Source organism: Paraburkholderia madseniana (genome assembly GCF_009690905.1).
GTDB classification, from domain to species: Bacteria; Pseudomonadota; Gammaproteobacteria; order Burkholderiales; family Burkholderiaceae; genus Paraburkholderia; species Paraburkholderia madseniana.
The window spans coordinates 65185-87717 of the sequence record NZ_VOSW01000016.1 but is presented as its reverse complement, the minus strand read 5'-3'; the positions used below and the strand labels follow the sequence as shown (position 1 = coordinate 87717).

At 62.9% G+C, this 22533-nt stretch carries 20 protein-coding genes and 1 pseudogene; 13 read left to right on the top strand and 8 right to left on the bottom strand.

What is annotated here, in order from left to right; genetic code table 11:
- Positions 1-125 precede the first annotated feature (125 nt).
- Positions 126-668 (bottom strand): response regulator transcription factor, encoded by a 543-nt coding sequence (locus tag FSO04_RS10860; RefSeq protein WP_028197735.1) that lies wholly within the window; start codon positions 666-668, stop codon positions 126-128.
- A complete protein-coding gene (locus FSO04_RS10855) occupies positions 665-1975 on the bottom strand; it encodes an ATP-binding protein (protein ID WP_154559685.1) in 1311 nt (436 codons plus the stop codon). Before FSO04_RS10855 ends, FSO04_RS10860 begins: the two co-directional genes overlap by 4 nt.
- 128 nt (positions 1976-2103) lie before the next feature.
- Between FSO04_RS10855 and FSO04_RS10850 the strand changes: the two are divergent.
- Positions 2104-3749, top strand: a pseudogene (locus FSO04_RS10850) (hypothetical protein).
- A gap of 42 nt (positions 3750-3791) precedes the next feature.
- Here the strand turns inward: FSO04_RS10850 and FSO04_RS10845 are convergent.
- Positions 3792-4016 (bottom strand): cysteine-rich CWC family protein, encoded by a 225-nt coding sequence (locus FSO04_RS10845; RefSeq protein ID WP_154559684.1) that lies wholly within the window; start codon positions 4014-4016, stop codon positions 3792-3794.
- A 265-nt stretch (positions 4017-4281) separates the two neighbouring features.
- Between FSO04_RS10845 and argB the strand changes: the two genes are divergently transcribed.
- The 7 genes from argB to FSO04_RS46310 all read left to right on the top strand — a co-directional run bounded on the left by argB (position 4282) and on the right by FSO04_RS46310 (position 11627).
- Positions 4282-5181 (top strand): acetylglutamate kinase, encoded by a 900-nt coding sequence (argB, locus tag FSO04_RS10840; RefSeq protein WP_063494482.1) that lies wholly within the window; start codon positions 4282-4284, stop codon positions 5179-5181.
- A gap of 209 nt (positions 5182-5390) precedes the next feature.
- A complete protein-coding gene (locus FSO04_RS10835) occupies positions 5391-6143 on the top strand; it encodes a pyrimidine 5'-nucleotidase (protein ID WP_154559683.1) in 753 nt (250 codons plus the stop codon).
- A 17-nt stretch (positions 6144-6160) separates the two neighbouring features.
- Entirely contained in the window at positions 6161-6859 is a 699-nt protein-coding gene (gene slmA / locus FSO04_RS10830; protein WP_154559682.1) for a nucleoid occlusion factor SlmA, read from the top strand.
- Positions 6860-7160: 301 nt separating this feature from the next.
- Positions 7161-8306, top strand: a complete 1146-nt coding sequence (gene metX / locus FSO04_RS10825) for a homoserine O-succinyltransferase MetX (protein WP_154559681.1) — start codon at positions 7161-7163, stop codon at positions 8304-8306.
- Positions 8303-8911 carry a methionine biosynthesis protein MetW gene (gene metW, locus FSO04_RS10820; RefSeq protein ID WP_054037137.1) on the top strand — a complete coding sequence of 203 codons (609 nt, stop codon included), beginning with the start codon at positions 8303-8305 and terminating at the stop codon, positions 8909-8911. Before metX ends, metW begins: the two co-directional genes overlap by 4 nt.
- A gap of 14 nt (positions 8912-8925) precedes the next feature.
- Positions 8926-10320, top strand: coding sequence for an AmpG family muropeptide MFS transporter (locus tag FSO04_RS10815; protein WP_154559680.1), 1395 nt, complete (start codon positions 8926-8928; stop codon positions 10318-10320).
- Positions 10321-10370: 50 nt separating this feature from the next.
- The gene (locus tag FSO04_RS46310) at positions 10371-11627 is read left to right on the top strand and encodes a M48 family metallopeptidase (protein ID WP_168435641.1); all 1257 of its coding nucleotides are present in this window, start codon (positions 10371-10373) and stop codon (positions 11625-11627) included.
- A 66-nt stretch (positions 11628-11693) separates the two neighbouring features.
- On the opposite strand, the gene FSO04_RS10805 is transcribed toward FSO04_RS46310, so the two are convergent.
- The 5 genes from FSO04_RS10805 to gatC form a co-directional block, all read right to left on the bottom strand.
- Positions 11694-12473, bottom strand: coding sequence for an exodeoxyribonuclease III (locus tag FSO04_RS10805; protein WP_154559679.1), 780 nt, complete (start codon positions 12471-12473; stop codon positions 11694-11696).
- A gap of 54 nt (positions 12474-12527) precedes the next feature.
- Positions 12528-13367: a PPK2 family polyphosphate kinase gene (locus FSO04_RS10800; protein ID WP_154559678.1), complete on the bottom strand. Its 840-nt coding sequence runs from the start codon at positions 13365-13367 to the stop codon at positions 12528-12530.
- Between the two features lie 132 nt (positions 13368-13499).
- Positions 13500-14975, bottom strand: a complete 1476-nt coding sequence (gene gatB, locus FSO04_RS10795) for an Asp-tRNA(Asn)/Glu-tRNA(Gln) amidotransferase subunit GatB (protein ID WP_154559677.1) — start codon at positions 14973-14975, stop codon at positions 13500-13502.
- A 5-nt stretch (positions 14976-14980) separates the two neighbouring features.
- Positions 14981-16468, bottom strand: coding sequence for an Asp-tRNA(Asn)/Glu-tRNA(Gln) amidotransferase subunit GatA (gene gatA, locus FSO04_RS10790; protein WP_154559676.1), 1488 nt, complete (start codon positions 16466-16468; stop codon positions 14981-14983).
- A 43-nt stretch (positions 16469-16511) separates the two neighbouring features.
- Positions 16512-16811 (bottom strand): Asp-tRNA(Asn)/Glu-tRNA(Gln) amidotransferase subunit GatC, encoded by a 300-nt coding sequence (gene gatC / locus FSO04_RS10785; RefSeq protein WP_097390900.1) that lies wholly within the window; start codon positions 16809-16811, stop codon positions 16512-16514.
- On the opposite strand from gatC, the gene FSO04_RS47060 reads away from it, so the two are divergent.
- The 5 genes from FSO04_RS47060 (at position 16810) to mrdA (ending at position 22533) form a co-directional block, all read left to right on the top strand.
- Entirely contained in the window at positions 16810-16959 is a 150-nt protein-coding gene (locus FSO04_RS47060) for a hypothetical protein (protein WP_167378381.1), read from the top strand. The genes gatC and FSO04_RS47060 overlap by 2 nt on opposite strands.
- A gap of 232 nt (positions 16960-17191) precedes the next feature.
- Positions 17192-18235 (top strand): rod shape-determining protein, encoded by a 1044-nt coding sequence (locus FSO04_RS10780; RefSeq protein ID WP_004189550.1) that lies wholly within the window; start codon positions 17192-17194, stop codon positions 18233-18235.
- A 153-nt stretch (positions 18236-18388) separates the two neighbouring features.
- The gene (mreC, locus tag FSO04_RS10775) at positions 18389-19489 is read left to right on the top strand and encodes a rod shape-determining protein MreC (protein ID WP_154559675.1); all 1101 of its coding nucleotides are present in this window, start codon (positions 18389-18391) and stop codon (positions 19487-19489) included.
- The gene (gene mreD / locus FSO04_RS10770; protein ID WP_054037125.1) at positions 19486-19998 is read left to right on the top strand and encodes a rod shape-determining protein MreD; all 513 of its coding nucleotides are present in this window, start codon (positions 19486-19488) and stop codon (positions 19996-19998) included. Before mreC ends, mreD begins: the two co-directional genes overlap by 4 nt.
- A gap of 141 nt (positions 19999-20139) precedes the next feature.
- Positions 20140-22533 (top strand): penicillin-binding protein 2, encoded by a 2394-nt coding sequence (gene mrdA / locus FSO04_RS10765; protein WP_154559674.1) that lies wholly within the window; start codon positions 20140-20142, stop codon positions 22531-22533.

The following is a 22533-nucleotide window of genomic DNA, read 5'->3' as shown; positions in this document are numbered from 1 at the left end:
ACGCCGCGTTAAAGCCGCGCGCCTCGCACGCAGCCGATCATGTGTGAGGCGCAAAAAAACGGGCTGTCTTGTGAAAGACAGCCCGTTTTGTTTTCCGGCCCGCAAGCGTAAGCAGGCCCCAGCGCTTACTGCTTGACCGGCCGCTTCGCCAATTTCCGCTGCAGCGTTCGACGATGCATGTTCAACGCGCGCGCAGTAGCCGAAATGTTGCCGCCGTGCTCCGCGAGCACACGTTGAATATGCTCCCACTCCAGGCGCGCAACCGACAACGGCGTGGGATGCTCAATCGCCTCTTCAGCTTGCAGCGCGCTCGCTTCGCTTTGCAGCGCCGACAAGATCGTTTCCACGTTGGCGGGCTTCGCCAGGTAGTTATCGGCGCCGTCTTTCACAGCCTGCACCGCCGTGGCGATGCTGGCATAACCGGTCAACACCAGCATGCGCGCGTCAGGCTGCAAATCACGCAGGGGAGCGACGAGCGTGAGACCGGAATCATTGCCCAGATGCAGGTCTACCGTGATCTGGCTGAACTTCTGCTGGTTCGCCAACTTGATCGCCTCATCCGCGTTGTGCGCTTCGGCCACCGTATAACCGCGCCGCGTCAAACCGCGGGCGAGGATGCCGGAGAACACCTCATCGTCGTCGATCACCAGAAAATTCATATCGCTCATGCCTGTTTCTCCGTGTTGGATGGCGAAGTGCCTTGACGGCCCACACCTGATAATTTGCGCGCCGCAAGCGGCAGTCTCAACACTGCGCGCGTGCCACGCGGCTTGATCTCGCTGACATCGGCCAGCTCGATCGATCCCTTCAGACGTGCCGCCGCTGAAAATGCCAGATACAGGCCCACGCCGTGTCCACCCTGTGTGCTGTCGACCGGCATCGCGCCGAGCGACCCGCGCAACGCGGCGGGAATGCCAGGGCCCGCGTCGCATACCTCGAATGCGATCTGGTCGCCGCGCGCCGCGAGCGTGCACGATAGCGTGACGTGATCGCGGCTCGCACGCGCGGCGTTGTCGAGCAGAATCGTAAGAATCTGACTGACGGCAACCGTATCGTCAAGACTGACACCCTTAGGCGGCACACCGATCCGTTCGAACTTCACATGCGGATGACGCAAGCGCCATTGTTCGCCAAACGACTCGAGCCATTCGCTGACCGTTTGCCGGTTGGTCGCGGTCGATGCACGGCTGCGCAGCCGTGCAAGCGCCGAAGTACACAGCGTCATTTGCTGCTCGAGCAGATCCAGGTCGGCGCTGTATGGCGCGAGCCCCTTGTCGGTTCGCGCGGCGTCGCGCAATTCTTCGGACAACATCGCAATTGTAGACAGCGGCGTGCCGATTTCGTGCGCGACAGTGGCGGCCTGCACACCGAGCGCGACGGCCCGTTCATCGTGAAGCAAACGCTGCTGCGCATCTCCGAGCGCTGCGTCACGTAGTCGCAGAGCGCGCGACATGCGTGCGACGAACCACGCAATCAGGCCAACGCTGACCATGAAGTTCACCCACATGCCGGCGCGAAAGTAGTCGAACAGGTTCGCCGGGTTGTCGAGATTGAGCGGTACGGAATCGAAGCCAAGCACGGCGTAGCAGGCCACGGCGAACGCGGCGAGCCACGCCATCAGATGCCATGGCAACACGGCGGCAGCAATGGCGAGCGATGGCAGGTACAGCGAAACGAATGGATTGGTAGTGCCACCGGAAAGAAACAGCAGCGCCGACAACGCGCCGAGATCGACCCAGATCTGGCCGAACAGTTCGAGATTGGACTCGGGCCGCTGCTGCGAGACACGCCACCATGTGAGGCCATTGAAGATCACTTCGAGAGCGATCACGAGCAACATCGCGGGCAACGGCAAGTGCACGCCGAAGAAGGTCTGCACAAACGCAATCGTCACCAGTTGGCCAATGATGGCGAGGCTGCGCAGCCAGAACAGATGACCGAGGTTGACGCGGCCGGTGTTAGTTATACGATGCATGACTTTAGTTTAACTGTTCGGACTAGTCTGACTTACCTCACGGCCTTGCGTCGGTAACATGGAATTTTGCGACAGCGTTGTGCGAGCCGGTTGCTCATCATCCGTTCTCGCGCCACCCAAACTCATCCATGCCGCCAATCTCTGATTGCGAGATCCCTGCCTCATCAGCTTTCCTGACTTTCCTGCGACATGCCGCCGCAGCCCGGCAAACCGGCAAACCGGCACCGCAGAAGCAGAGGCCAGATGGCTCGATGCCGCTGCACAACGCCACCCGCTCGACGACGAGTCCATCGATTCGCTCGTCATCACTTTGCTCGCAGAACATCGTCATGACGACGCGATCGAACTCGCCGCCATTATTGCCCAACTCGATCCCCACCGCGCGCTTGCACACTTCCGTTTCGGCTACGTGCTGCAAATGGCAAACCGGCATAGCGAGGCAATCGCGCCCTATCGTCGCGCACTCGCCATCGATCCGAAACTGCCGCGGCTGCGCAACAATCTCGCTGGCGCCCTCGCGCTCACTGGCGGCGACCTCAACGAGCAACTCGCACTACTGGAAAGTGCAGTTCATGACGAACCCGGCAACGGCGACGCATGGACCAATCTCACTCAGGCGAGCCGCGCCAATTTGAATCTCCTGCGCGCGCTCGAATCCGGCGCAAAAGCCGTGCAATGCGCGCCGCATAGCCCGCTGGCGCACAACAACTATGCGCTGGCGCTGCGTGAAGCGCAACGCTGGGACGAAGCGGAGCACGCCGAAAGAACCGCCTGTGCCTTAGCGCCCAACGACGCCGCTATGCGCTCCAATCTCAGCATGCTGCAGCTCATGCGCGGCGATTACGCGCACGGCTGGCAAGCCCACGAAGCGCGTTGGGATGGCTCGTTGGAATTGGGCGGTAACCGTCCGGCAATGCCGGCGCCGACCTGGCGAGGTGAACCGCTCGCCGGGAGAACGCTGCTGGTGTGGGGCGAACAGGGCATGGGCGACGTCTTGCAGTTCAGCCGCTATATCCCACTGCTGGCCGAGCGCGTTCATCGCGAGGGTGGCCGTCTCGTCTGGAATTCATTTCCGCAGATGGGTGCGTTGCTCGCCCGCAGCCTCGGCAATCATGTGGACGATTTTTCGGCCGGCGGTGGCGTCGAATCTTTACCTCCGTTCGACTACGAAATCCCGTTACTCAGCCTGCCTTTGATATTCGACACGCGCGAGGAGACGATCCCCGCTGCGACTCCGTATTTGCGTGCGGACGCTGCAGCGCGTGCGTCGTGGCAACAGAGACTTGCCGGCGAAACAAGGCTCAAAGTCGGGCTGGCATGGACCGGCAGCCTTGGCCATCAGCGCAACCCATTCCGACGGGTAGGTTGGGAGCGCTATGCAAAACATTTCGGCGGCATGCAGGGCGTGGCGTTCTATTCGCTGCAGCCGGGTGCCGGGGCGGATGTCGCGGCCGCCCGGGCGGTGGGCCTGCCAATGTCGGACCACACCGCCGAATTCTCCAACTTCGACGACACAGCCGCATTTGTCAGCGCGCTCGATCTCGTCATCACGGTTTGCACGTCCGTGGCGCATCTGAGCGGCGCGCTCGGCCAGCGCACATGGGTGCTGCTCGACGTCAATCCGCATTGGGTCTGGCTGCTCGACCGGCCCGACAGCCCGTGGTATCCGAGTGCGATGCTCTACAGGCAGCCGCAGTTCGGTCAATGGGATCCGGCGCTGGAAGCTGTTGCACGTGATCTGAGCGCGCTTGCGGCCCGGCACCACGCGGCATAGGCCGCCATGGACTGCAAAGCGGCCATCAGGGCCGCGCCGCGTTCAAACTGAACCGGCTCCCGGCCCCGGTTGCACGGCTCGCGCAATCTCCGCCGCAAGGCATTCAGGACACAGACAGCGGCCAGATGCATCGAGCCGGTCTGCCGGAAGGGCCGGCATCTCACGGCACCAGCAGTCGAATGGCACCCCATGCATGGCGCAATCGAATGCATGACCGCAGCGCGGGCAAAGCGCGCTGCTTGCGGAGCGGGAAGCTGACGGTTTCATGAGGTGCCGGATGATCTCGCTTCAGCCTGGATCAGGAAATGATGCCACGACTCGCGCGCCGCCGTGAGTCGGCCGTTCGGCCAATTCACAGGCAGTTCTGAACGGCGGTAAGCTTGATTGTCGCTCGCCGCTTCGGGCCGCTCATTGCGCAGTGCGCAAAGCCGGCGCCGCCCGTCACCGGCGCCGCTATCGAAAACCCTGTTGCAGCGCGCCAGTCCTGTACAATTCGCCGTGTTTTAACTGTTCCGTGCCTGAGCCTGCCGCCATGTCCGAGATCCCTGACCTTTCGCAGATCGCGCCCACCCTGAAGGCTGAAATCCTGGCCGAGGCGCTGCCTTACATTCGCCAGTATCACGGTAAGACCGTGGTCATCAAATACGGCGGCAACGCCATGACCGAGGAGCGACTCAAGCAAGGCTTCGCGCGCGACGTCATTCTGCTGAAACTGGTCGGTATCAATCCGGTCATCGTGCACGGCGGCGGTCCGCAAATCGACCAGGCGCTGAAGAAAATCGGCAAGCAGGGCACGTTCATTCAGGGCATGCGCGTCACCGACGAAGAGACGATGGAAGTCGTCGAATGGGTGCTCGGCGGCGAAGTGCAGCAGGACATCGTCACGCTGATCAACCATTTCGGCGGCCACGCGGTCGGCCTGACGGGTAAAGACGGCGGCCTGATCCACGCGCGCAAGATGCAGATGCCGGATCGCGACAATCCGGGCCAGTACGTGGATATCGGTCAGGTGGGCGAAGTCGAAGCGATCAATCCCGCGGTCGTGAAAGCGCTGCAGGACGACGCCTTCATTCCGGTGATCTCGCCGATCGGCTTCGGCGAAGACGGCCTGTCGTACAACATCAATGCGGATCTGGTCGCGGGCAAACTGGCGGTCGTGCTGAACGCCGAAAAGCTCGTGATCATGACCAATATCCCGGGCGTGATGGATAAGGAAGGCAATCTGCTGACCGATCTGTCGGCGCGCGAAATCGACGGCCTGTTCGCAGACGGCACGATCTCCGGCGGCATGCTGCCGAAAATCTCGTCGGCGCTGGATGCTGCGAAGAGCGGCGTACGTTCGGTACACATCATCGACGGCCGCATCGAACACTCGGTGCTGCTGGAAATTCTCACCGAACAGCCGTTCGGCACGATGATCCGCTCGCATTGATTCCTGTCTCAAACCCGGCCCACACGGTACGCCAATCAGGCGTGCCATGTGGGCCGTGCAGTTGCACTGCCGCTGCTTCAAGCGGTACACAACGCGCTACCCTCTGGCGCAAAAACGCTCTCCCTTCTTTTATCGCCTTCCGCATCGCGAAGCGTCGTCCGCGTTTGCTGCGTGAAGCGACTGCCCGCGCCTGAACGGCGTCCTCCATCATGCGCACCCCCACTTCCCGACGCCGTCGTCCGCACATCGCAGGCGGCAGTCCGGTCTGGCTGTTCGATCTCGACAACACGTTGCATCACGCCTCGCACGCGATCTTTCCGGCGATCAATCAGGGCATGACGCAGTACATCATCGACTCGCTGGGAGTCGACATCGACGAGGCCAACCGTCTGCGCACCGGTTACACACAACGCTATGGCGCGGCGCTGCTCGGTCTGGCACGCCATCATCCGCTCGACCCGAACGACTTCCTGAAAGTCGTCCACACGTTCCCCGATCTCGGCTCGATGATCCGTCACGAACGCGGCGTCGCGCGCCTCGTCGCATCGCTGCCCGGCCGCAAGCTCGTGCTGACCAATGCCCCCGAGGCCTATGCGCGCGCGGTGCTCTCGGAACTGCGCATCGAGCGTCTGTTCGAACAGGTGATTGCGATCGAACATATGCGCGATCGCCGCAGCTGGCGCGCCAAACCCGACCAATCGATGCTGCGCAAGGCGATGCGCGACGCGCACGTCTCGCTCAAGAACGTGATCCTCGTGGAAGACACGCGCTCGCATCTGAAGAACTACCGGCGGCTCGGCATCCGCACCGTGTGGATCACCGGCCATCTGCCGCGCAAGCCGCACGCGGACGGCGTGCCGACGCGTCTGCCGGGCACCGGTCGGCCGCACTATGTCGATCGATGCATTCGTTCGTTAAAATCACTACGACTGGGCAGCCGCTCGGTTCGTTTGAAGAGATAGCAGACGGGGCGACAGCCATGCAGCCGATCGACAAGCCGGACGAAGCCGTAGCCGAACACGAACCCGCGCCGTCGGGCGCCCCGCGTGCGCCGCGCCTGAAGCCGGGCGAGCGCCGCGTGCATATCCTGCAGACGCTTGCCGCGATGCTGGAGGCGCCGAAGAGCGAAAAGATCACCACGGCGGCGCTCGCCGCCCGGCTCGGCGTCTCGGAAGCCGCGCTGTACCGCCATTTCGCCAGCAAGGCGCAAATGTTCGAAGGGCTCATCGAGTTCATCGAGCAGACCATCTTCGGCTTGATCAACCAGATCGCCGACAAGGAAAGCAACGGCGTGCTGCAAGCCCGCGCGATCGCCCTGATGCTGCTCAACTTCCCCGCGAAGAATCCCGGCATGACGCGCGTGCTGACCTGCGAGGCGCTGGTCGGCGAGCACGAACGGCTGACCGAGCGGGTCAATCAGATGCTGGAACGAGTCGAGGCGTCGTTGAAGCAGTGTTTGCGGCTGGCTCAGATGGAGGCAAACGCAAGCATGGCGGAAAACGCCGGCCTGAGCGCCAATGCACACGCTGCCCCGCTGCCCGCCGGCTACGATCCCGCGATCCGCGCGAGCCTGCTGCTGAGCTACATCATCGGCCGCTGGCATCGGTATGTACGCAGCGGCTTTGCGCGGCCGCCCGCCGAACACGCCGACGCGCAACTGCTGCTGATTCTTCAGTAGTCAGCGCGGCAGGCGCAGCGGCAAGGCGCCGCCCGCGACGCTGCCGCATGAAATTTTCCGCTATACTTTGCGCCTGACTGCGGCTTACCGAACCACATGGGACCGCGGCCCAGAGCACCCTGAACACCTATTACGCGCCGATTTGCTGACTCGATTGCGGGCGCGCGAACTAGCGGGAACATACGATCCCGCGGTTCACTATAAATGCGGCTAAAGAGGTCGTCAGCCGCGCACACCGTTTCTCCTCCGTGCTTCGCCGACGCCAATCTAGCCGCCCTGTATTTGTTAAATGGCGGAATGAATGGAATCGATCGGTATCGTCGCTCCCCAAAAAATGCATTTCACCGAGCCGCTGCTGCTGCAGAACGGCAGCTCGCTGGCCGGTTACGACCTGATGGTCGAGACCTACGGCACGCTCAACGCCGCGCGTAGCAATGCCGTGCTGGTATGCCACGCGCTCAACGCGTCGCACCACGTGGCGGGCGTGTACGCCGACAATCTGAAGGACATCGGCTGGTGGGACAACATGGTTGGCCCGGGCAAGCCGCTCGACACCAACAGGTTCTTCGTGATCGGCGTGAACAACCTGGGTTCGTGCTTCGGCTCGACCGGGCCGATGAGCCTCGATCCGGCGACCGGCAATCCGTACGGCGCGACCTTTCCAGTCGTCACGGTTGAAGACTGGGTGAACGCCCAGGCGCGCGTCGCCGATGAGTTCGGCATCACGCGTTTCGCGGCGGTCATGGGCGGCAGCCTCGGCGGCATGCAGGCGCTCGCGTGGAGCATGATGTATCCGGACCGCGTAGGCCATTGCATCGTGGTCGCGTCCACACCGAAGCTCTCCGCGCAGAACATCGCATTCAACGAGGTAGCACGCTCGGCGATCCTGTCGGACCCCGACTTCCACGGCGGCAACTACTACGCGCACAACGTGAAGCCGAAGCGGGGCTTGCGCGTCGCGCGCATGATCGGCCACATCACGTATCTGTCGGACGACGACATGGCCGAGAAATTCGGCCGCTCGTTGCGCCGCGCGGAAGGCGCGGTGGACGCGTACAACTTCAACTTCGACGTGGAATTCGAAGTGGAGTCGTACCTGCGCTACCAAGGCGACAAGTTCGCCGACTACTTCGACGCGAACACGTACCTGCTGATCACCCGCGCGCTCGACTATTTCGATCCAGCCAAGGCCTTCGACGGCGATCTGACCGCCGCCGTCGCCCACACCACGGCGAAGTACCTGATCGCCAGTTTCTCGACCGACTGGCGTTTCGCGCCGGCCCGCTCGCGCGAACTGGTGAAGGCGCTGCTCGACCACAAGCGCACGGTGACGTACGCGGAAATCGACGCGCCGCACGGCCACGACGCCTTCCTGCTCGACGACGCGCGCTATCACAACCTGATGCGCGCCTATTACGAACGTATTACGAACGAGGTGAACGCATGAACCAGCGAGCACTCGATTATCTGGCCCTACGCCCAGACTTCCGCGCGATCGCCCGCTGGGTCGAACCGCGCGCCACCGTGCTCGATCTGGGTTGCGGCGACGGCTCGCTGCTGTCGCTCCTGACCGAAGAACTGGACGTGCAGGGCTACGGCATCGAAATCAACGACGCCGGCGTGCTGGCGTCGACGCAGAACGGCGTCAACGTGATCCAGCAGAATCTGGAAGACGGCCTGCGCCTGTTCGAAGACGGCAGCTTCGACTTTGCGGTTCTGTCGCAAACGCTGCAAACCATTCATCAGACGGCCGCGATCCTGCGCGAGACGGTGCGGGTCGGCAAGGAATGCATCGTTTCGTTCCCGAATTTCGGCTACTGGGCGCATCGGCTGTCCGTGCTGCAGGGCCGCATGCCGGTGTCGAAGTCGCTGCCTTTCCAGTGGCACAACACGCCGAACGTGCGGGTGCTGACGATCAAGGATTTCGAGGCGCTGGCGCCGGAAGTCGGCATCGAGATCCTCGACCGCGTGGTGCTGCACGAAGGCCAGGTGGTGCGATGGGGCGTGAACTGGCGTGGTAGTCTTGCGGTCTATCGCGTCAAGAAAAGCTAACGCCACTTATCCACATGTCGAACCCGCCGCACGAGGCGCCTGCACTTACCGCTCACGAAGAACATCCCGGCTGGCGCGCGTTCCTGAATACGCGCATGCTGATCTGCGTCTTTCTCGGCTTTACGTCGGGACTGCCGCTGTTCACGCTCGTCTATCTGGTGCAGGCGTGGCTACGCTCCGAAGGCGTCAATCTGAAGGAAATCGGCCTTTTTGCGCTGATTCAGTTCCCGTACACCTGGAAATTCATCTGGGCGCCGCTGATGGACCGCTACGTGCCGCGCTTTCCGGGCTGGCGTCCGGGTAGACGGCGCGGCTGGATGCTGGTCACGCAGATTCTGGTGGCAGGTGCGATTGCCACGCTCGGTTTCGTGTCGCCGAAGGATTCGATCTGGACGGTAGCGGCTTTGACGGCGCTGGTCGCGTTCTTCGGCGCGAGCCAGGACATTGTGATCGACGCCTACCGGCGCGAGTTGCTGAGCGACACGCAGCAGGGTCTCGGCAATGCGGTGCACGTGAACGCGTACAAGATTGCCGCACTGGTGCCGGGTTCGCTGGCGCTGATTCTGTCTGACCACCTGCCGTGGACCACCGTTTTCATCGTCACCGCCGCCTTCATGCTGCCCGGCATGATCATGACGCTGGTGGTGCGCGAGCCTGAGATACACGGCGCGCCGCCGAAAAACCTGCGTGATGCGATCGTGCTGCCGTTCCGCGAATTTATCCAGCGCGACGGTTGGCGCGGCGCGCTCTTTGTACTGGCGTTCATCTTTCTGTACAAACTCGGCGACACGATGGCCACCACGCTATCGACGTCATTCTTTCTCGACATCGGTTTCTCGCGCACGCAAATCGGTGTGATCGCCAAGACTACCGCGTTCGGCGCGAGTCTCGCGGGTGGGATCGTCGGCGGGATCTGGCTGATGCGTATTGGCATCGGCCGTGGACTGTGGATTTTTGGCGTCCTGCAGATGGTGTCGACGCTCGGCTTCGCGTGGCTCGCGCATATTGGCCCAACCTCGCCTGGATTGGCTGTCGTCTATGACATCGCGGTTGGGCTGAGCCAGGGTACGACGAAACTGCTGTCGGTGTTCGGCATCGACTGGACCGTCCAACTCGATCCGCGCTCGGTGGCGCTCGCGCTCGTCTACGGCCTTGAAACCTTTGCGACCGGCCTGACGATGTCTGCCTTCGTCGCCTATATCGCCAGCACCACTGATCCGCGCTACACGGCCACGCAGTTCGCACTTTTCACGAGTTTGGCTTCCGTGCCGCGCACGTTGGCATCGGCGGCAAGCGGCTATGTGGTCGCAAAGATCGGCTGGTTCGACTATTTCATTGTGTGTACCGCGCTGGGGCTGCCCGGCATGCTACTTCTGCTGCGCATCGCGCCCTGGAGAACCCGGTCGTGACGGTGCGTCAGTCAAAGCGCGGGGTGCGCCCGGTTTCGGACACCTTCGGGATCTCTTCGCTGAAGGCCGGACGCGCGGGGCAGCGTGCGGTGCTGGCGCTCGGTTGTGCGAGCCTGATGACGTTGGCGGCGCCGTTGAGCGCCTACGCGACAGCGATGCCTGCGGTCGGCTCCAGTGCAACAGCGGCGGCCACCACCACACCGGCTCCGGCAGCGGCGCCGGCGCCGGCACCGGCACCGGCGGCGAAATCGGCACCGAACACTTCAAATCCCGAAAACGCGACACCGGCTGCGGCCGGCGCGACCAGCGCCACGAACGCCGGCAGCGCACCTGCAGCCGCCACGCCGCCCGCTTCAACACAGCCGCCACCGGCGCCAGTAACGGCCAAAACGCCGGCCGCCACCTCGACGCCGGCTACGGCCGCAAAAGCGCCTGCCGCAACGTCGTCGCCCGCCGCAGCCGCCAACACCCCCACGCCGCCGACTTACAGTGCGCCGAACACGCAGTTGCGCTACGGCGGCTACCTCGTGTTTCGCAACCTGATCCCGTCACCGATGCTCGAGGCGCAAGCGGCCGAAGAGTTCAGCCAGATCACGTACGGCGCGGACCACGCAAACCGCCTGTACGGCGACACCGACGCCCACGTCACGCGGGTACGGTCGATCGTCGACAAGATGATTCCCTACTCGTTGAAATGGAACGAGCGGGCCAAGGGCTGGAAGTGGGATGTGGCGGTGGTGCGCTCGCCCGATATCCGCATGTACTGCCTGCCGGGCGGCAAGATCGTGGTGTATAGCGGCCTACTCGACCGCACGCGTTTGAACGACAACGAACTCGGCATGCTGATCGGTCACGAGATCGCGCACGCACTGCGCGAACATGCACGTGAGCGGCTCGGCGAACTGCAGTCGAGCCAGCTCGACTCGTCCGGCACGATCCCGCAGCTCTTCGGGCTCGCCGATCTGGGTGCCGCGCCGCTCGGCATCGGTTCGCGCTTGCTGGAGATGAAGTATGAGGGCACCGACGAAACCGAGGCCGATGTGATCGGCAGCGATATCGCCTCGCGCGCCGGCTTCGATCCGCGCGCGGCAGTCACGCTGTGGGACAAGCTGGCCACGGCGACTCGCAGCAATCGCGAGCAGGGCTATATCTACGTGCACCCGTACACGCCGGCGCGGCGTCAGGACATTATTAAGCGTTTGCCGGATATGTTGCCGCTCTATGCGAAGGCAATCGGCAAGACCGTCGATGCGCTGCCGGACTATGCCGGCATGGGCCGCCCGCGCCGCAAACCGGTCAGCGAGTGAGTTGCGCGAGCCGCAGCGCTTGGCTTGCGGCTTGCGCAGTTCCCTTGCGGCTCGGGTCAGCCGTGCTTACTTCTTGACCTTGTGATCGTAATCAACCGTCAGCGGCGCATGGTCGCTGAACTTGATATCGCGGAACACGTCGGTGCGTTTCGCCTTGCCGGCGATGCCCTGCGTCGCGATCTGATAATCGATCCGCCACCCCACGTTCTTCGCATACGCCTGACCGCGATTGCTCCACCACGTGTATTGCTCGGGCCGCTGATCGAGCGTGCGAAATACGTCGACGTAACCGACTTCGTCAAACAGCTTGGTGAGCCACTCACGCTCTTCCGGCAGGCAGCCTGAATTCTTCTGGTTGCTCTTCCAGTTCTTGATGTCGATCTCTTTGTGGACGATGTTCACGTCGCCGCACACGATCACTTCCCGTTCCTGGGCCAGTTCCGCGAGATGCGGCATGAACTCGTCCATGAAGCGGAACTTGGCCTGCTGGCGATCTTCACCGCTCGATCCCGACGGTACATACACAGAAATCACCGAAAGTTTGCCGAAGCGCAATTCGACATAGCGCCCTTCCGGATCGAATTCTTCGCTGCCGAATCCGATCACCACTTCATCCGGTTCATGGCGCGTGTACACGCCCGCGCCGCTATAACCCTTCTTCACCGCATGCTGGAAATAGCCGGTGTAATCGTGCGGCGCCATGAATTCGGGCGTCATGTCGTCTTGCGAACATTTGATTTCCTGCACGCACAGCACGTCGGCTTTCTGTTCGCCGAACCAGTCGAAAAAACCCTTCTTCGCCGCTGAGCGGATGCCGTTCAGGTTGGCGGTAATCACACGCAACATGTCGTTTCCTTTATGTTCAATTCGTTTCTGGAGCACATGACCGAAGGCGCAGGGTCATTCGACCTTGATGCCCTTCAGCGATTCCTTGGCAGGCGGATATTCGAGCTTTAATGCTTCGAACGTGCGTAGCAACAACTCGGCGACCATCACATTGCGATGGGTCTTCGAGTCGGCCGGGACCACGTACCACGGTGCGTATTCGGTCGACGTCACGGCCAGCGTATCGCGGTACACCGCCTGATATTTGTCCCACTGCTTGCGGGCTTCGAGATCGGAGACGTCGAATTTCCAGTGCTTGCTCGGATCGTCGATGCGCGCTTGCAAACGCTCACGCTGCTCATCTTTCGAAATATGCAGCATGCACTTGACGATGGCCGTACCGCTGTCGGCCAGCAGCTTTTCGAACTGGCGAATGTGGCCACAGCGCTGCTCAAATGCTTCGGCGTCCAGATTGCCGAGCACGGTCGGCACCAGCAGATCTTCGTAGTGGCTACGGTTGAAGATGGTCAACTCCCCGGCAGCGGGCGCCTGCGCATGCACGCGCCAGAGAAAATCGTGCGCCAGCTCCACAGGCGTAGGCGCCTTGAACGGCACGATGCGCAAACCAAGCGGATCGACCTCATGAAACACCGCGCGGATCGTGCCGTCCTTGCCGCTCGTGTCCATGCCTTGCAACACCAGCAATACCCGGCGTTTCTGCTGCGCGTGCAGGCACTCCTGCTGCGTGTCGAGGATCGCGCCGATCTCCGACAATCGCACCCGGTCGGCATCTTTCGAACCGCTCGAAAAAGGCTTCGCGGCCGGGTCGAAAGCGTCGAGTGAGAATTTGCTGCTCTTCTTGCCGTCGTCGAAATACGGTACGCGGAAATCGTCGAGTTCGGGTTGCTTCGCCATTCACACTCCGTGATCTGCGTTCAGCGGTACATAAAAGCAGGCCCGCAAAATGAAACGGGCCGTTGCCCCACTTTCGTTTCCGGCAACAGCCCGCGATGACCGGCGCACTCGCACCGGTCACATGACTTCAACTCAGGACAGCTTCTTCTTCAGCAGTTCGTTCACCTGCGCCGGATTAGCCTTGCCCTTGGTCGCTTTCATCGCCTGACCGATCAGCGCGTTGAACGCTTTTTCCTTGCCGGCGCGGAATTCCTCAACCGACTTCTGGTTCGCGGCGAGCACTTCGTCGATGATCGCTTCCAGCGCGCCGGTATCCGAAATCTGCTTCAAACCCTTCGCTTCGATGATGCGATCGGCAGCGGCTTCGTCGGTGGCCTTCTCTTCCCAGATCGCGAGGAAAATTTCCTTGGCGATCTTGTTCGAGATCGTGCCGTCGGCGATACGTTGCAGCAGCAACGAGAGTTGCGCGGACGAAACCGGGCTGTCAGCGATGTCCAGGTCTTCGCGATTCAGTTGCGACGACACCTCGCCCATCAGCCAGTTCGCCGCGACCTTCGCGTTCGACGGACCGACCTTGAGGACGACCGCTTCGTAGTACGCAGCCATGGCCTTGCTCGACGTCAGCACGTTAGCGTCGTACGGCGTCAGGCCGTATTGCGTGACGAAGCGCTGTTGAATCGCAACCGGCAGTTCCGGCATTTCGCCCTTCACGCGCTCAACCCACGCTGCGTCGATCACCAGCGGCATCAGATCGGGATCGGGGAAATAGCGGTAATCGTGCGCGTCTTCCTTGCTGCGCATCGACCGCGTTTCGCGCTTGTCCGGATCGTACAGACGCGTTTCCTGCACCACCGTGCCGCCGTCTTCGATCAATTCGATCTGGCGGCGCACTTCGTACTGGATCGCTTCTTCGAGGAAGCGGAACGAGTTCAGGTTCTTGATCTCGGCACGCGTGCCGAATTCCGCCTGACCAACCGGGCGCACCGACACGTTCGCGTCGCAACGGAACGAGCCTTCCTGCATGTTGCCGTCGCAGATGCCGAGCCATGTGACCAGCGTGTGCAGCGTCTTGGCATACGCGACCGCTTCAGCCGCGCTGCGCATTTCCGGCTCGGTGACGATTTCGAGCAGCGGCGTGCCGGCGCGATTCAGGTCGATGCCGGTCATGCCCGCGAAGTCTTCGTGCAGCGACTTGCCCGCGTCTTCCTCGAGGTGAGCGCGCGTCAGGTTGACGACCTTCTCGTACGCTTCCTTGCCCGCCTTTTCGTTAGCCGGGACCTGGATCGTCACCTGGCCGCCCTGCACGACGGGGATTTCGTACTGGCTGATCTGATAGCCCTTCGGCAGATCGGGGTAAAAGTAGTTCTTGCGCGCAAAAATGCTGCGCGGCGCGATCGTCGAGCCGATCGCGAGGCCAAACTGAATCGCGCGCTCCACGGCGCCGCGGTTCATCACCGGCAGCGTGCCCGGCAATGCCAGATCAACGGGGCTGGCCTGCGTGTTCGGCGCAGCGCCGAATTGCGTGGCGGTGCCCGAGAAAATCTTCGATTGGGTCGACAGTTGCGCGTGGGTCTCCAGACCGATCACGACTTCCCATTGCTTGGCCATGGTGCTCACACTCCTGCCGGTGCTTTACGGTGCCAGTCGGTCGCGCGCTGGAACGCGTCGGCCACTTGCAGCATCCGGGCTTCATTGAAATAGTTGCCGATGATCTGCAGACCCACCGGGCGCTGCGCATTCGCGCCCGCGCCGAAGCCACACGGCACGCTCATGCCCGGCAGACCGGCGAGGCTCACCGACAGCGTGTAGATGTCGGCCAGATACATCTGCACCGGATCGTCGCCCTTCGCGCCGAGGTCCCACGCTACCGACGGCGCCACCGGGCCCATGATCACGTCGCACTGCTTGAACGCTTCCTGGAAGTCCTGCGCGATGATGCGGCGGATCTTTTGCGCCTGCAGGTAGTACGCGTCGTAATAGCCGTGCGACAGCACGTACGCACCCACCAGAATGCGGCGCTTCACTTCCGGACCGAAGCCTTCCGCACGCGACTTCTTGTACATGTCGAGCAGATCGCGGTATTCCGCCGCGCGATGACCAAAGCGCACGCCGTCGAACCGCGACAGGTTCGACGAAGCTTCCGCCGGCGCGATCACGTAGTACACTGGGATCGACAGTTCAGTTTTCGGCAGCGAGACTTCCACCAGCGTGGCGCCCAAAGCTTCGTATTGCTTCAATGCAGCGTCGATCGATGCGCGCACGTCGTCGGCAAGGCCAGCGCCGAAATACTCTTTCGGCAGGCCGATGCGCAGGCCGGCAAGCGGTTTGTCCGCGCCGTCTTCCTTCCACGTCTTGCCGATGTAGCGCGTGAAGTCTTCGTCTTCGCGCGTGAGGCTGGTCGAATCGCGCTCGTCGAAACCGGCCATGGCATTGAGCAGCGTGGCGCAATCCGCGGCTGTTTGGGCCAACGGACCGCCCTGATCCAGCGACGATGCGAACGCGATCATCCCGTAGCGCGACACGCGGCCATACGTCGGTTTGATGCCGGTGATGCCGGAGAACGACGCCGGCTGACGAATCGAGCCGCCGGTATCCGTGCCGGTGGCAGCGGGCGCGAGGCGCGCCGCGACCGCAGCAGCCGAACCGCCCGACGAACCGCCCGGCACAGCCAAACGATCCCACGGATTCTTCACGGGGCCAAAGTACGAATTCTCGTTGGACGAGCCCATCGCGAACTCGTCCATGTTGGTTTTGCCCACGCACACCATGCCGGCGTTCTGCAGCCGCGCGACCACCGTCGCGTCGAACGGGCTTTCGTAGTTCGACAGCATCTTCGAGCCGGCCGTGGAGCGCCAGCCCTTGGTGACGAACACGTCCTTGTGGGCGATCGGCAGGCCGACCAGCGGGCCGGCGTGGCCGGTGTGAAGCAGCGCGTCGGCCGCTTTCGCCTGCGCGAGCGTCAGGTCGGCGTCGACCTGAATGAAGGCGTTCAGGCTGTTGGCCGCGTCGATCCGCTTCAGATAGAGCTGCGCCAGTTCGACTGCGGAGCATTCCTTGGCTGCCAGTGCGGCGCGCAGTTCGGTCAAGCTTTTTTCATGCATTGCGTTTTATCCTGGGCTTGATTCGCGAGTCTTGGTCGATCACTTACTCGATCACCTTCGGCACGAGGTACAGGCCGTCCTGAACGGCCGGCGCCGGGCGCTGGAAGGCTTCACGGTCGACCGTTTCGGTCACCGCGTCGTTACGCAGACGCAGCGCGACGTCTTCGATCTGCTCGATCGGATGGGCAAGCGGGGCGATGCCGGTGGTATCGACCGCCTGCATTTGCTCGACGAGGCCGAAGAAATCGTTGAGCTGGGCAAGCGTGTGCTCAGCTTCGGCATCAGCCAGTTCGAGCCGCGCGAGGTGCGCGATGCGTTTAACATCGGTCAGGGTCAGAGCCATGCAGTCACCGGAAAATGTGGTGGACCGCCGCAGCGCGGGAAAAACGATGCTGCGACAGCGGGTTACGACACTGGAGGAAGACCTCGAAAAAGGGGCCAGCGGCGGCAAAAAGTGCCGTCCGTTTCCTTCAAAACATCCAAAATTATAAGGTATCATTACGCGTTCGACCCAAACCCGGACCGACTTACCAAGGCCTTTCTGAACAATTCCCAAAGATAGTTCGGATTTTTCTGACTGGGCCTTGCACCGGCCTCCGGTAGACTCCCTCGCAGCTTCAAGTTCCTGTGGCGCCGCTTCCGCCCGGTTGAAGCTGTTATTTTTTCCGCTGCCGCCCTGCGCAACCGTCGCGAGGGCTGGCCCCAAGCGAGACAGGATTTTGAATGTTCGGTTTTCTGCGCAGCTACTTCTCCAACGACCTGGCGATTGACCTTGGCACTGCCAACACGCTCATTTACATGCGTGGCAAGGGTATCGTTCTTGATGAACCGTCGGTGGTCTCGATCCGCCAGGAAGGCGGTCCCAACGGTAAGAAAACCATTCAGGCAGTCGGCAAGGAAGCCAAGCAGATGCTTGGCAAGGTCCCGGGCAACATCGAGGCGATCCGCCCGATGAAAGACGGCGTGATCGCCGACTTCACCGTCACCGAACAGATGATCAAGCAGTTCATCAAAACTGCTCACGAATCGCGCATGTTCTCGCCGTCGCCGCGCATCATCATCTGCGTGCCGTGCGGTTCGACCCAAGTCGAGCGTCGCGCCATTAAAGAAGCCGCTCACGGTGCGGGCGCTTCGCAGGTTTACCTCATTGAAGAACCCATGGCAGCGGCAATCGGCGCAGGCCTGCCGGTGTCGGAAGCAACCGGCTCGATGGTCGTCGATATCGGCGGTGGCACGACCGAAGTCGGCGTGATCTCGCTCGGCGGCATCGTGTACAAGGGTTCGGTCCGCGTAGGCGGCGACAAATTCGACGAAGCCATCGTCAACTACATCCGTCGCAACTACGGCATGCTGATCGGCGAACAAACCGCCGAAGCCATCAAGAAAGAAATCGGCTCCGCGTTCCCGGGTTCCGAAGTCAAGGAAATGGAAGTGAAGGGCCGCAATCTGTCGGAAGGCATTCCGCGCAGCTTCACGATCTCCAGCAACGAAATCCTCGAAGCCCTCACCGATCCGCTGAACCAGATCGTGTCGTCGGTGAAGATCGCGCTCGAACAAACGCCACCGGAACTGGGCGCCGACATCGCCGAGCGCGGCATGATGCTCACCGGCGGTGGCGCACTGCTGCGCGATCTGGACCGCCTGCTCGCCGAAGAAACCGGCCTGCCGGTGCTCGTCGCCGAAGACCCGCTGACCTGCGTTGTGCGCGGCTCGGGCATGGCGCTCGAACGCATGGACAAGCTCGGCAGCATCTTCTCGTACGAGTAAGCGAGCCCGTCTCCATGTCAGTAGCGCGGATCTGGCAAACGGCCCCTTGCGGGCCGGTTTGCCGTTGGCTGGGCCTGCCAGCCTCCGCGCGCTGAACGCGCGTCCCTCGCGCGCCGCCGTCTCACCCAACCGCTCACGCCCCCGGCGCCGACCATGGAATACAGTCCGCCGCCCCTGTTCAAGCAAGGCCCGTCCGCCCTCGCACGGCTGGTGTTTTTCGTCGTGCTGGCGCTCGCCCTGCTGATCTCCGATGCACGCTTCAGAACGCTCGAAATCGTTCGCGGCGTGCTCGGCGCGGGTCTTTATCCGTTGCAACGCGCAGCCCTCGTGCCGCGCGACGTTTTCATGGGCGCTGCCGACCTGGCCGTGACCAGCGCCACGTTGCGCAGCGAGAACGACAAACTGCGCACCAAAGATCTTCAGCTCTCGCAACAAGCCAATACGGCCGCCGAACTGGCCGCCGAAAACACTCATTTGCGCGCGCTGCTGCAACTCTCGCAGCGCTCGACCACGCAATCGCTGCCGGCTGAAATCCAGTACGACACGCGCGACCCGTTCACGCAGAAGGTCGTGATCGGCCGCGGCGCCCAGCAAGGCGTCCAGAACGGTTCGCCTGTCGTCAACGAAGATGGCGTGATCGGTCAGGTCACGCGCGTGTTCCCGCTGCAAGCCGAAGTGACGCTGCTCACCGACAAGGATCAGGCCGTGCCCGTGCAGATCGTGCGCACCGGCTTGCGCAGCGTGATTTACGGCACACCGAAGGGCGATACGCTCGACCTGCGCTTCGTGCCGATCAGCGCCGACGTGCAAACCGGCGACGAACTCGTGACCAGCGGGCTCGACGGCGTTTATCCGCCGGGGCTGCCGGTCGCGAAGGTCGTGCGGGTCGACAAACAGGCCGATACGGCGTTCGCGCGCGTGATCTGCTTGCCGGTGGCGCCTGTGCGCGGCGCACGTCAGTTGCTCGTGCTGCACTATCTGAACAACGTGCCGCCGCGTCCGGCGGAAGAGCCCGATGCGGCCACGACCGCCAAGGACGCGAAAGCGAAGAAGGGCGGCAAGCCAGCGGACAACAAGGCCGCAGCGGATAAATCCGCTGCCAAGCCTGCCGAAAAGCCCGCCGTCGCCGCTGCCAAGCCCGCTGAAAAGCCGTCGGCCAAAGCCACGGCTGCGGAGAAGAAAACCGCCACCGAAAAGAAACCGGCCGCTGACAAGAGCGCGAAGCCGCAAGCCACGCCGGGGGCCCAGCCATGAACCGTCCGCAATACATCCTGCAGCCGGTCAATCCCTACTTCATCTCGTTCAGCCTCGCTGCGGCGTTCCTGCTGAACCTGATGCCGTGGGGGCGCCTCGCCGGTGTGCCGGACTTCGTAGCGCTCGTGCTGCTGTTCTGGAACGTGCACCAGCCGCGCAAAGTCGGTATGGGCATCGCGTTCTTTCTCGGCTTGTTGATGGACGTACACAACGCCAGCCTGCTCGGTGAGCACGCGCTGGCGTATACGTTGTTGTCGTATGGCGCGATTACGATCCATCGCCGGGTGCTGTGGATGTCGCTCGGTGTGCAGACTTTCGCGGTGATGCCGCTGCTGGTCGTCGCGCAACTGGTGCCGTTCGTGATCCGTCTGCTGACCGGCGCGGCGTTTCCGGGTTGGAGTTACCTGATCGACGGCTTCGTCGAAGCCGCGCTGTGGCCGGTCGCCAGCATGCTGCTGCTGATGCCGCAGCGTCGCCCGGCCGATCCGGACGATACGCGGCCGATTTAATCACGCATCGAGCCCGCCGGCCGTTCCGATGGAATCCACGCCCCCGGCCCGCTCGACGCGCATCGCTGTTCATGCCTCCCGGTTCCGGCCGGTTTGGGCGCACACTCATGATGGCCGTCACGCGGCCTTTTGCAGAATCGCATGACCGAATTCAAGGACACTCAGCAACAGCTCTCGAAGTTCCGCCTGCGCGTAGCGGCGGCGGGCGTGTTCGTGTTCGTCTGCTTCGGGCTGATCGGTTTCCGTTTCCTGGTCCTGCAGGTCTGGCACTACAGCAAGTACTCGCTGCAAGCCGACGAAAACCGCATCTCGGTCGCGCCGATCGTGCCGAACCGGGGCATCATCACCGACCGTAACGGCGTGGTGCTGGCCAAGAACTACTCGGCTTATACGCTCGAAATCACCCCGTCGAAGCTGAACGACACGCTCGAAAACGTAATCGACAACCTGGCCACCGTGGTCTCGATCGACGCACGCGACCGGCGCCGCTTCAAGAAACTGCAGGAAGATTCGAAAAACTTCGAGAGCCTGCCGATCCGCACCCGCCTCACCGACGACGAAGTCGCGCGCTTCACCGCGCAACGCTTCCGCTTTCCGGGCGTGGAAGTGCGCGCGCGCCTGTTCCGCCAATATCCGCTCGGGCCGACTGCGGCACACGTGATCGGCTATATCGGCCGGATTTCGCAGCGCGATCAGGACCGCATCGACGACGCCAGCGATCAGAACGACAGCGATCCGGATCACTACGATCCGCGCCTCGACGCGAACAACTACAAGGGCACCGACTACATCGGCAAGATCGGCGTCGAGCAGAGCTACGAGACGGAACTGCACGGCCAGACCGGTTTTGAGGAAGTCGAAGTCACCGCCGGTGGCCGGCCCGTGCGCACGCTGTCGCGCACCCAGGCAACGCCGGGCAACAACCTCGAACTGTCGATCGACATCGGCCTGCAGCAGGTCGCCGAGCAAGCCTTCGCGGGCCGCCGCGGGGCACTGGTCGCGATCGAACCGGCAACCGGCGATGTGCTCGCGTTCGTCTCGGCGCCGAGCTTCGATCCGAATTCGTTTGTCGACGGCATCGATCAGCAGACCTGGGACGAGCTCAACAACTCGCCGGACCATCCGCTGCTGAACCGTCCGCTGCACGGCACCTACCCGCCGGGCTCGACCTACAAGCCGTTCATGGCGCTCGCCGCGCTGACGCTGCATAAGCGCACGCCGGGCTGGGGCTTCCAGGATCCGGGCTCGTACACATTCGGCGGCCATACCTTCCGCAACGACGTGCGCTCGGGCCAGGGCTGGGTCGACATGAACCGCGCGATCGTGGTGTCGAACGACACGTATTTCTACATGCTCGCACACGATCTCGGCGTCAATGCGATCGCCGGCTTCATGAAGCCGTGGGGCTTCGGCCAGATCACCGGCATCGACATTTCAGGCGAAGCGCGCGGCATCCTGCCGTCGACGGACTGGAAGCGCAAGGCGTACCGCAAGCCGGAGCAGCAGCGCTGGTATGAAGGCGAAACGATCAGTCTGGGCATCGGCCAGGGCTATAACTCGTTCACCATTCTCCAACTCGCCCACGCCACGGCCACGCTCGCGAACAACGGTGTCGTGATGAAGCCGCACCTCGTGCGCGACATCGAAAATCCGATCACCAAAGATACGCGCCCGGTCGTGCGCGATCCGAGCGACAAGATCGCGGTGAAGCAATCGGACATCGACATCATCAAGCGCGCGATGGAAGGCGTCGTGACCAACGGTACGGCGTCGAAGCTGTTCATCGGCGCGCCCTATCTGGCCGCCGGCAAGACCGGTACGGCGCAGGTCTACTCGCTGCAAGGCGCGAACTACAAGGGCCACGCGATCGCCGAGCATCTGCGCGACCACGCGCTCTTCATCGCGTTCGCGCCGGCCGAGCAACCGAAGATCGCACTCGCGCTGATCGTCGAAAACGGCGGCTGGGGCGCGGAAGCGGCCGGTCCGATCGCGCGGCGCGTGCTCGATTACTACCTGGTCGGCAAGAACAAGCCAGGCGCTGAAGCGGCGGCTGTCGCAGCAGCGGCCTCGGCGACGGAGGATGCGTCCGCACCAGAAGTGGGTGACGCACCGACGCCGCAGGACGTGGCGCAGCCGGTCAAGATCGCGGCGGGCTTCACGGCATTGCCGATGCCGGGTGCCGCTTCGGCCGCTGCGGCAGCTTCTGCAGCGGCGGCTGCTTCGGCTTCGGCTTCGGCTGCTGCATCGGCTTCGGCTGCTGCATCGGCTTCGGCTGCTGCATCGGCATCGGCGCCTTCGGCTGCGACATCGCCGGCTAAGGCGACTGCTTCCGCATCCGGTGCAACCAGCGCGTCGGCGGCCGTCGCTGCATCCGCGTCCGCCGCCGCAAAGATTCCGGCGCCGCGTAAATCCGGCGTCCCGCACAAACCCCGCCCGAGCAGCGAGTCGGTACCGACTGCCGCCGCCCCGTCGCGGGATGACAGCATTCAGCCTACGTCGCCACGCCAGCCGGTTTCCGGCGGCATCGACGAGTAA

What these genes read in the sequence shown, in the direction of transcription:
- FSO04_RS10860 (WP_028197735.1), bottom strand. Translation starts at nt 668, where the DNA reads ATGAGCGATATGAATTTTCTGGTGATCGACGACGATGAGGTGTTCTCC.
- FSO04_RS10855 (WP_154559685.1), bottom strand. Translation starts at nt 1,975, where the DNA reads ATGCATCGTATAACTAACACCGGCCGCGTCAACCTCGGTCATCTGTTC.
- FSO04_RS10845 (WP_154559684.1), bottom strand. Translation starts at nt 4,016, where the DNA reads ATGAAACCGTCAGCTTCCCGCTCCGCAAGCAGCGCGCTTTGCCCGCGC.
- argB (WP_063494482.1), top strand. Translation starts at nt 4,282, where the DNA reads ATGTCCGAGATCCCTGACCTTTCGCAGATCGCGCCCACCCTGAAGGCT.
- FSO04_RS10835 (WP_154559683.1), top strand. Translation starts at nt 5,391, where the DNA reads ATGCGCACCCCCACTTCCCGACGCCGTCGTCCGCACATCGCAGGCGGC.
- slmA (WP_154559682.1), top strand. Translation starts at nt 6,161, where the DNA reads ATGCAGCCGATCGACAAGCCGGACGAAGCCGTAGCCGAACACGAACCC.
- metX (WP_154559681.1), top strand. Translation starts at nt 7,161, where the DNA reads ATGGAATCGATCGGTATCGTCGCTCCCCAAAAAATGCATTTCACCGAG.
- metW (WP_054037137.1), top strand. Translation starts at nt 8,303, where the DNA reads ATGAACCAGCGAGCACTCGATTATCTGGCCCTACGCCCAGACTTCCGC.
- FSO04_RS10815 (WP_154559680.1), top strand. Translation starts at nt 8,926, where the DNA reads ATGTCGAACCCGCCGCACGAGGCGCCTGCACTTACCGCTCACGAAGAA.
- FSO04_RS10805 (WP_154559679.1), bottom strand. Translation starts at nt 12,473, where the DNA reads ATGTTGCGTGTGATTACCGCCAACCTGAACGGCATCCGCTCAGCGGCG.
- FSO04_RS10800 (WP_154559678.1), bottom strand. Translation starts at nt 13,367, where the DNA reads ATGGCGAAGCAACCCGAACTCGACGATTTCCGCGTACCGTATTTCGAC.
- gatB (WP_154559677.1), bottom strand. Translation starts at nt 14,975, where the DNA reads ATGGCCAAGCAATGGGAAGTCGTGATCGGTCTGGAGACCCACGCGCAA.
- gatA (WP_154559676.1), bottom strand. Translation starts at nt 16,468, where the DNA reads ATGCATGAAAAAAGCTTGACCGAACTGCGCGCCGCACTGGCAGCCAAG.
- FSO04_RS47060 (WP_167378381.1), top strand. Translation starts at nt 16,810, where the DNA reads ATGCAGTCACCGGAAAATGTGGTGGACCGCCGCAGCGCGGGAAAAACG.
- gatC (WP_097390900.1), bottom strand. Translation starts at nt 16,811, where the DNA reads ATGGCTCTGACCCTGACCGATGTTAAACGCATCGCGCACCTCGCGCGG.
- FSO04_RS10780 (WP_004189550.1), top strand. Translation starts at nt 17,192, where the DNA reads ATGTTCGGTTTTCTGCGCAGCTACTTCTCCAACGACCTGGCGATTGAC.
- mreC (WP_154559675.1), top strand. Translation starts at nt 18,389, where the DNA reads ATGGAATACAGTCCGCCGCCCCTGTTCAAGCAAGGCCCGTCCGCCCTC.
- mreD (WP_054037125.1), top strand. Translation starts at nt 19,486, where the DNA reads ATGAACCGTCCGCAATACATCCTGCAGCCGGTCAATCCCTACTTCATC.
- mrdA (WP_154559674.1), top strand. Translation starts at nt 20,140, where the DNA reads ATGACCGAATTCAAGGACACTCAGCAACAGCTCTCGAAGTTCCGCCTG.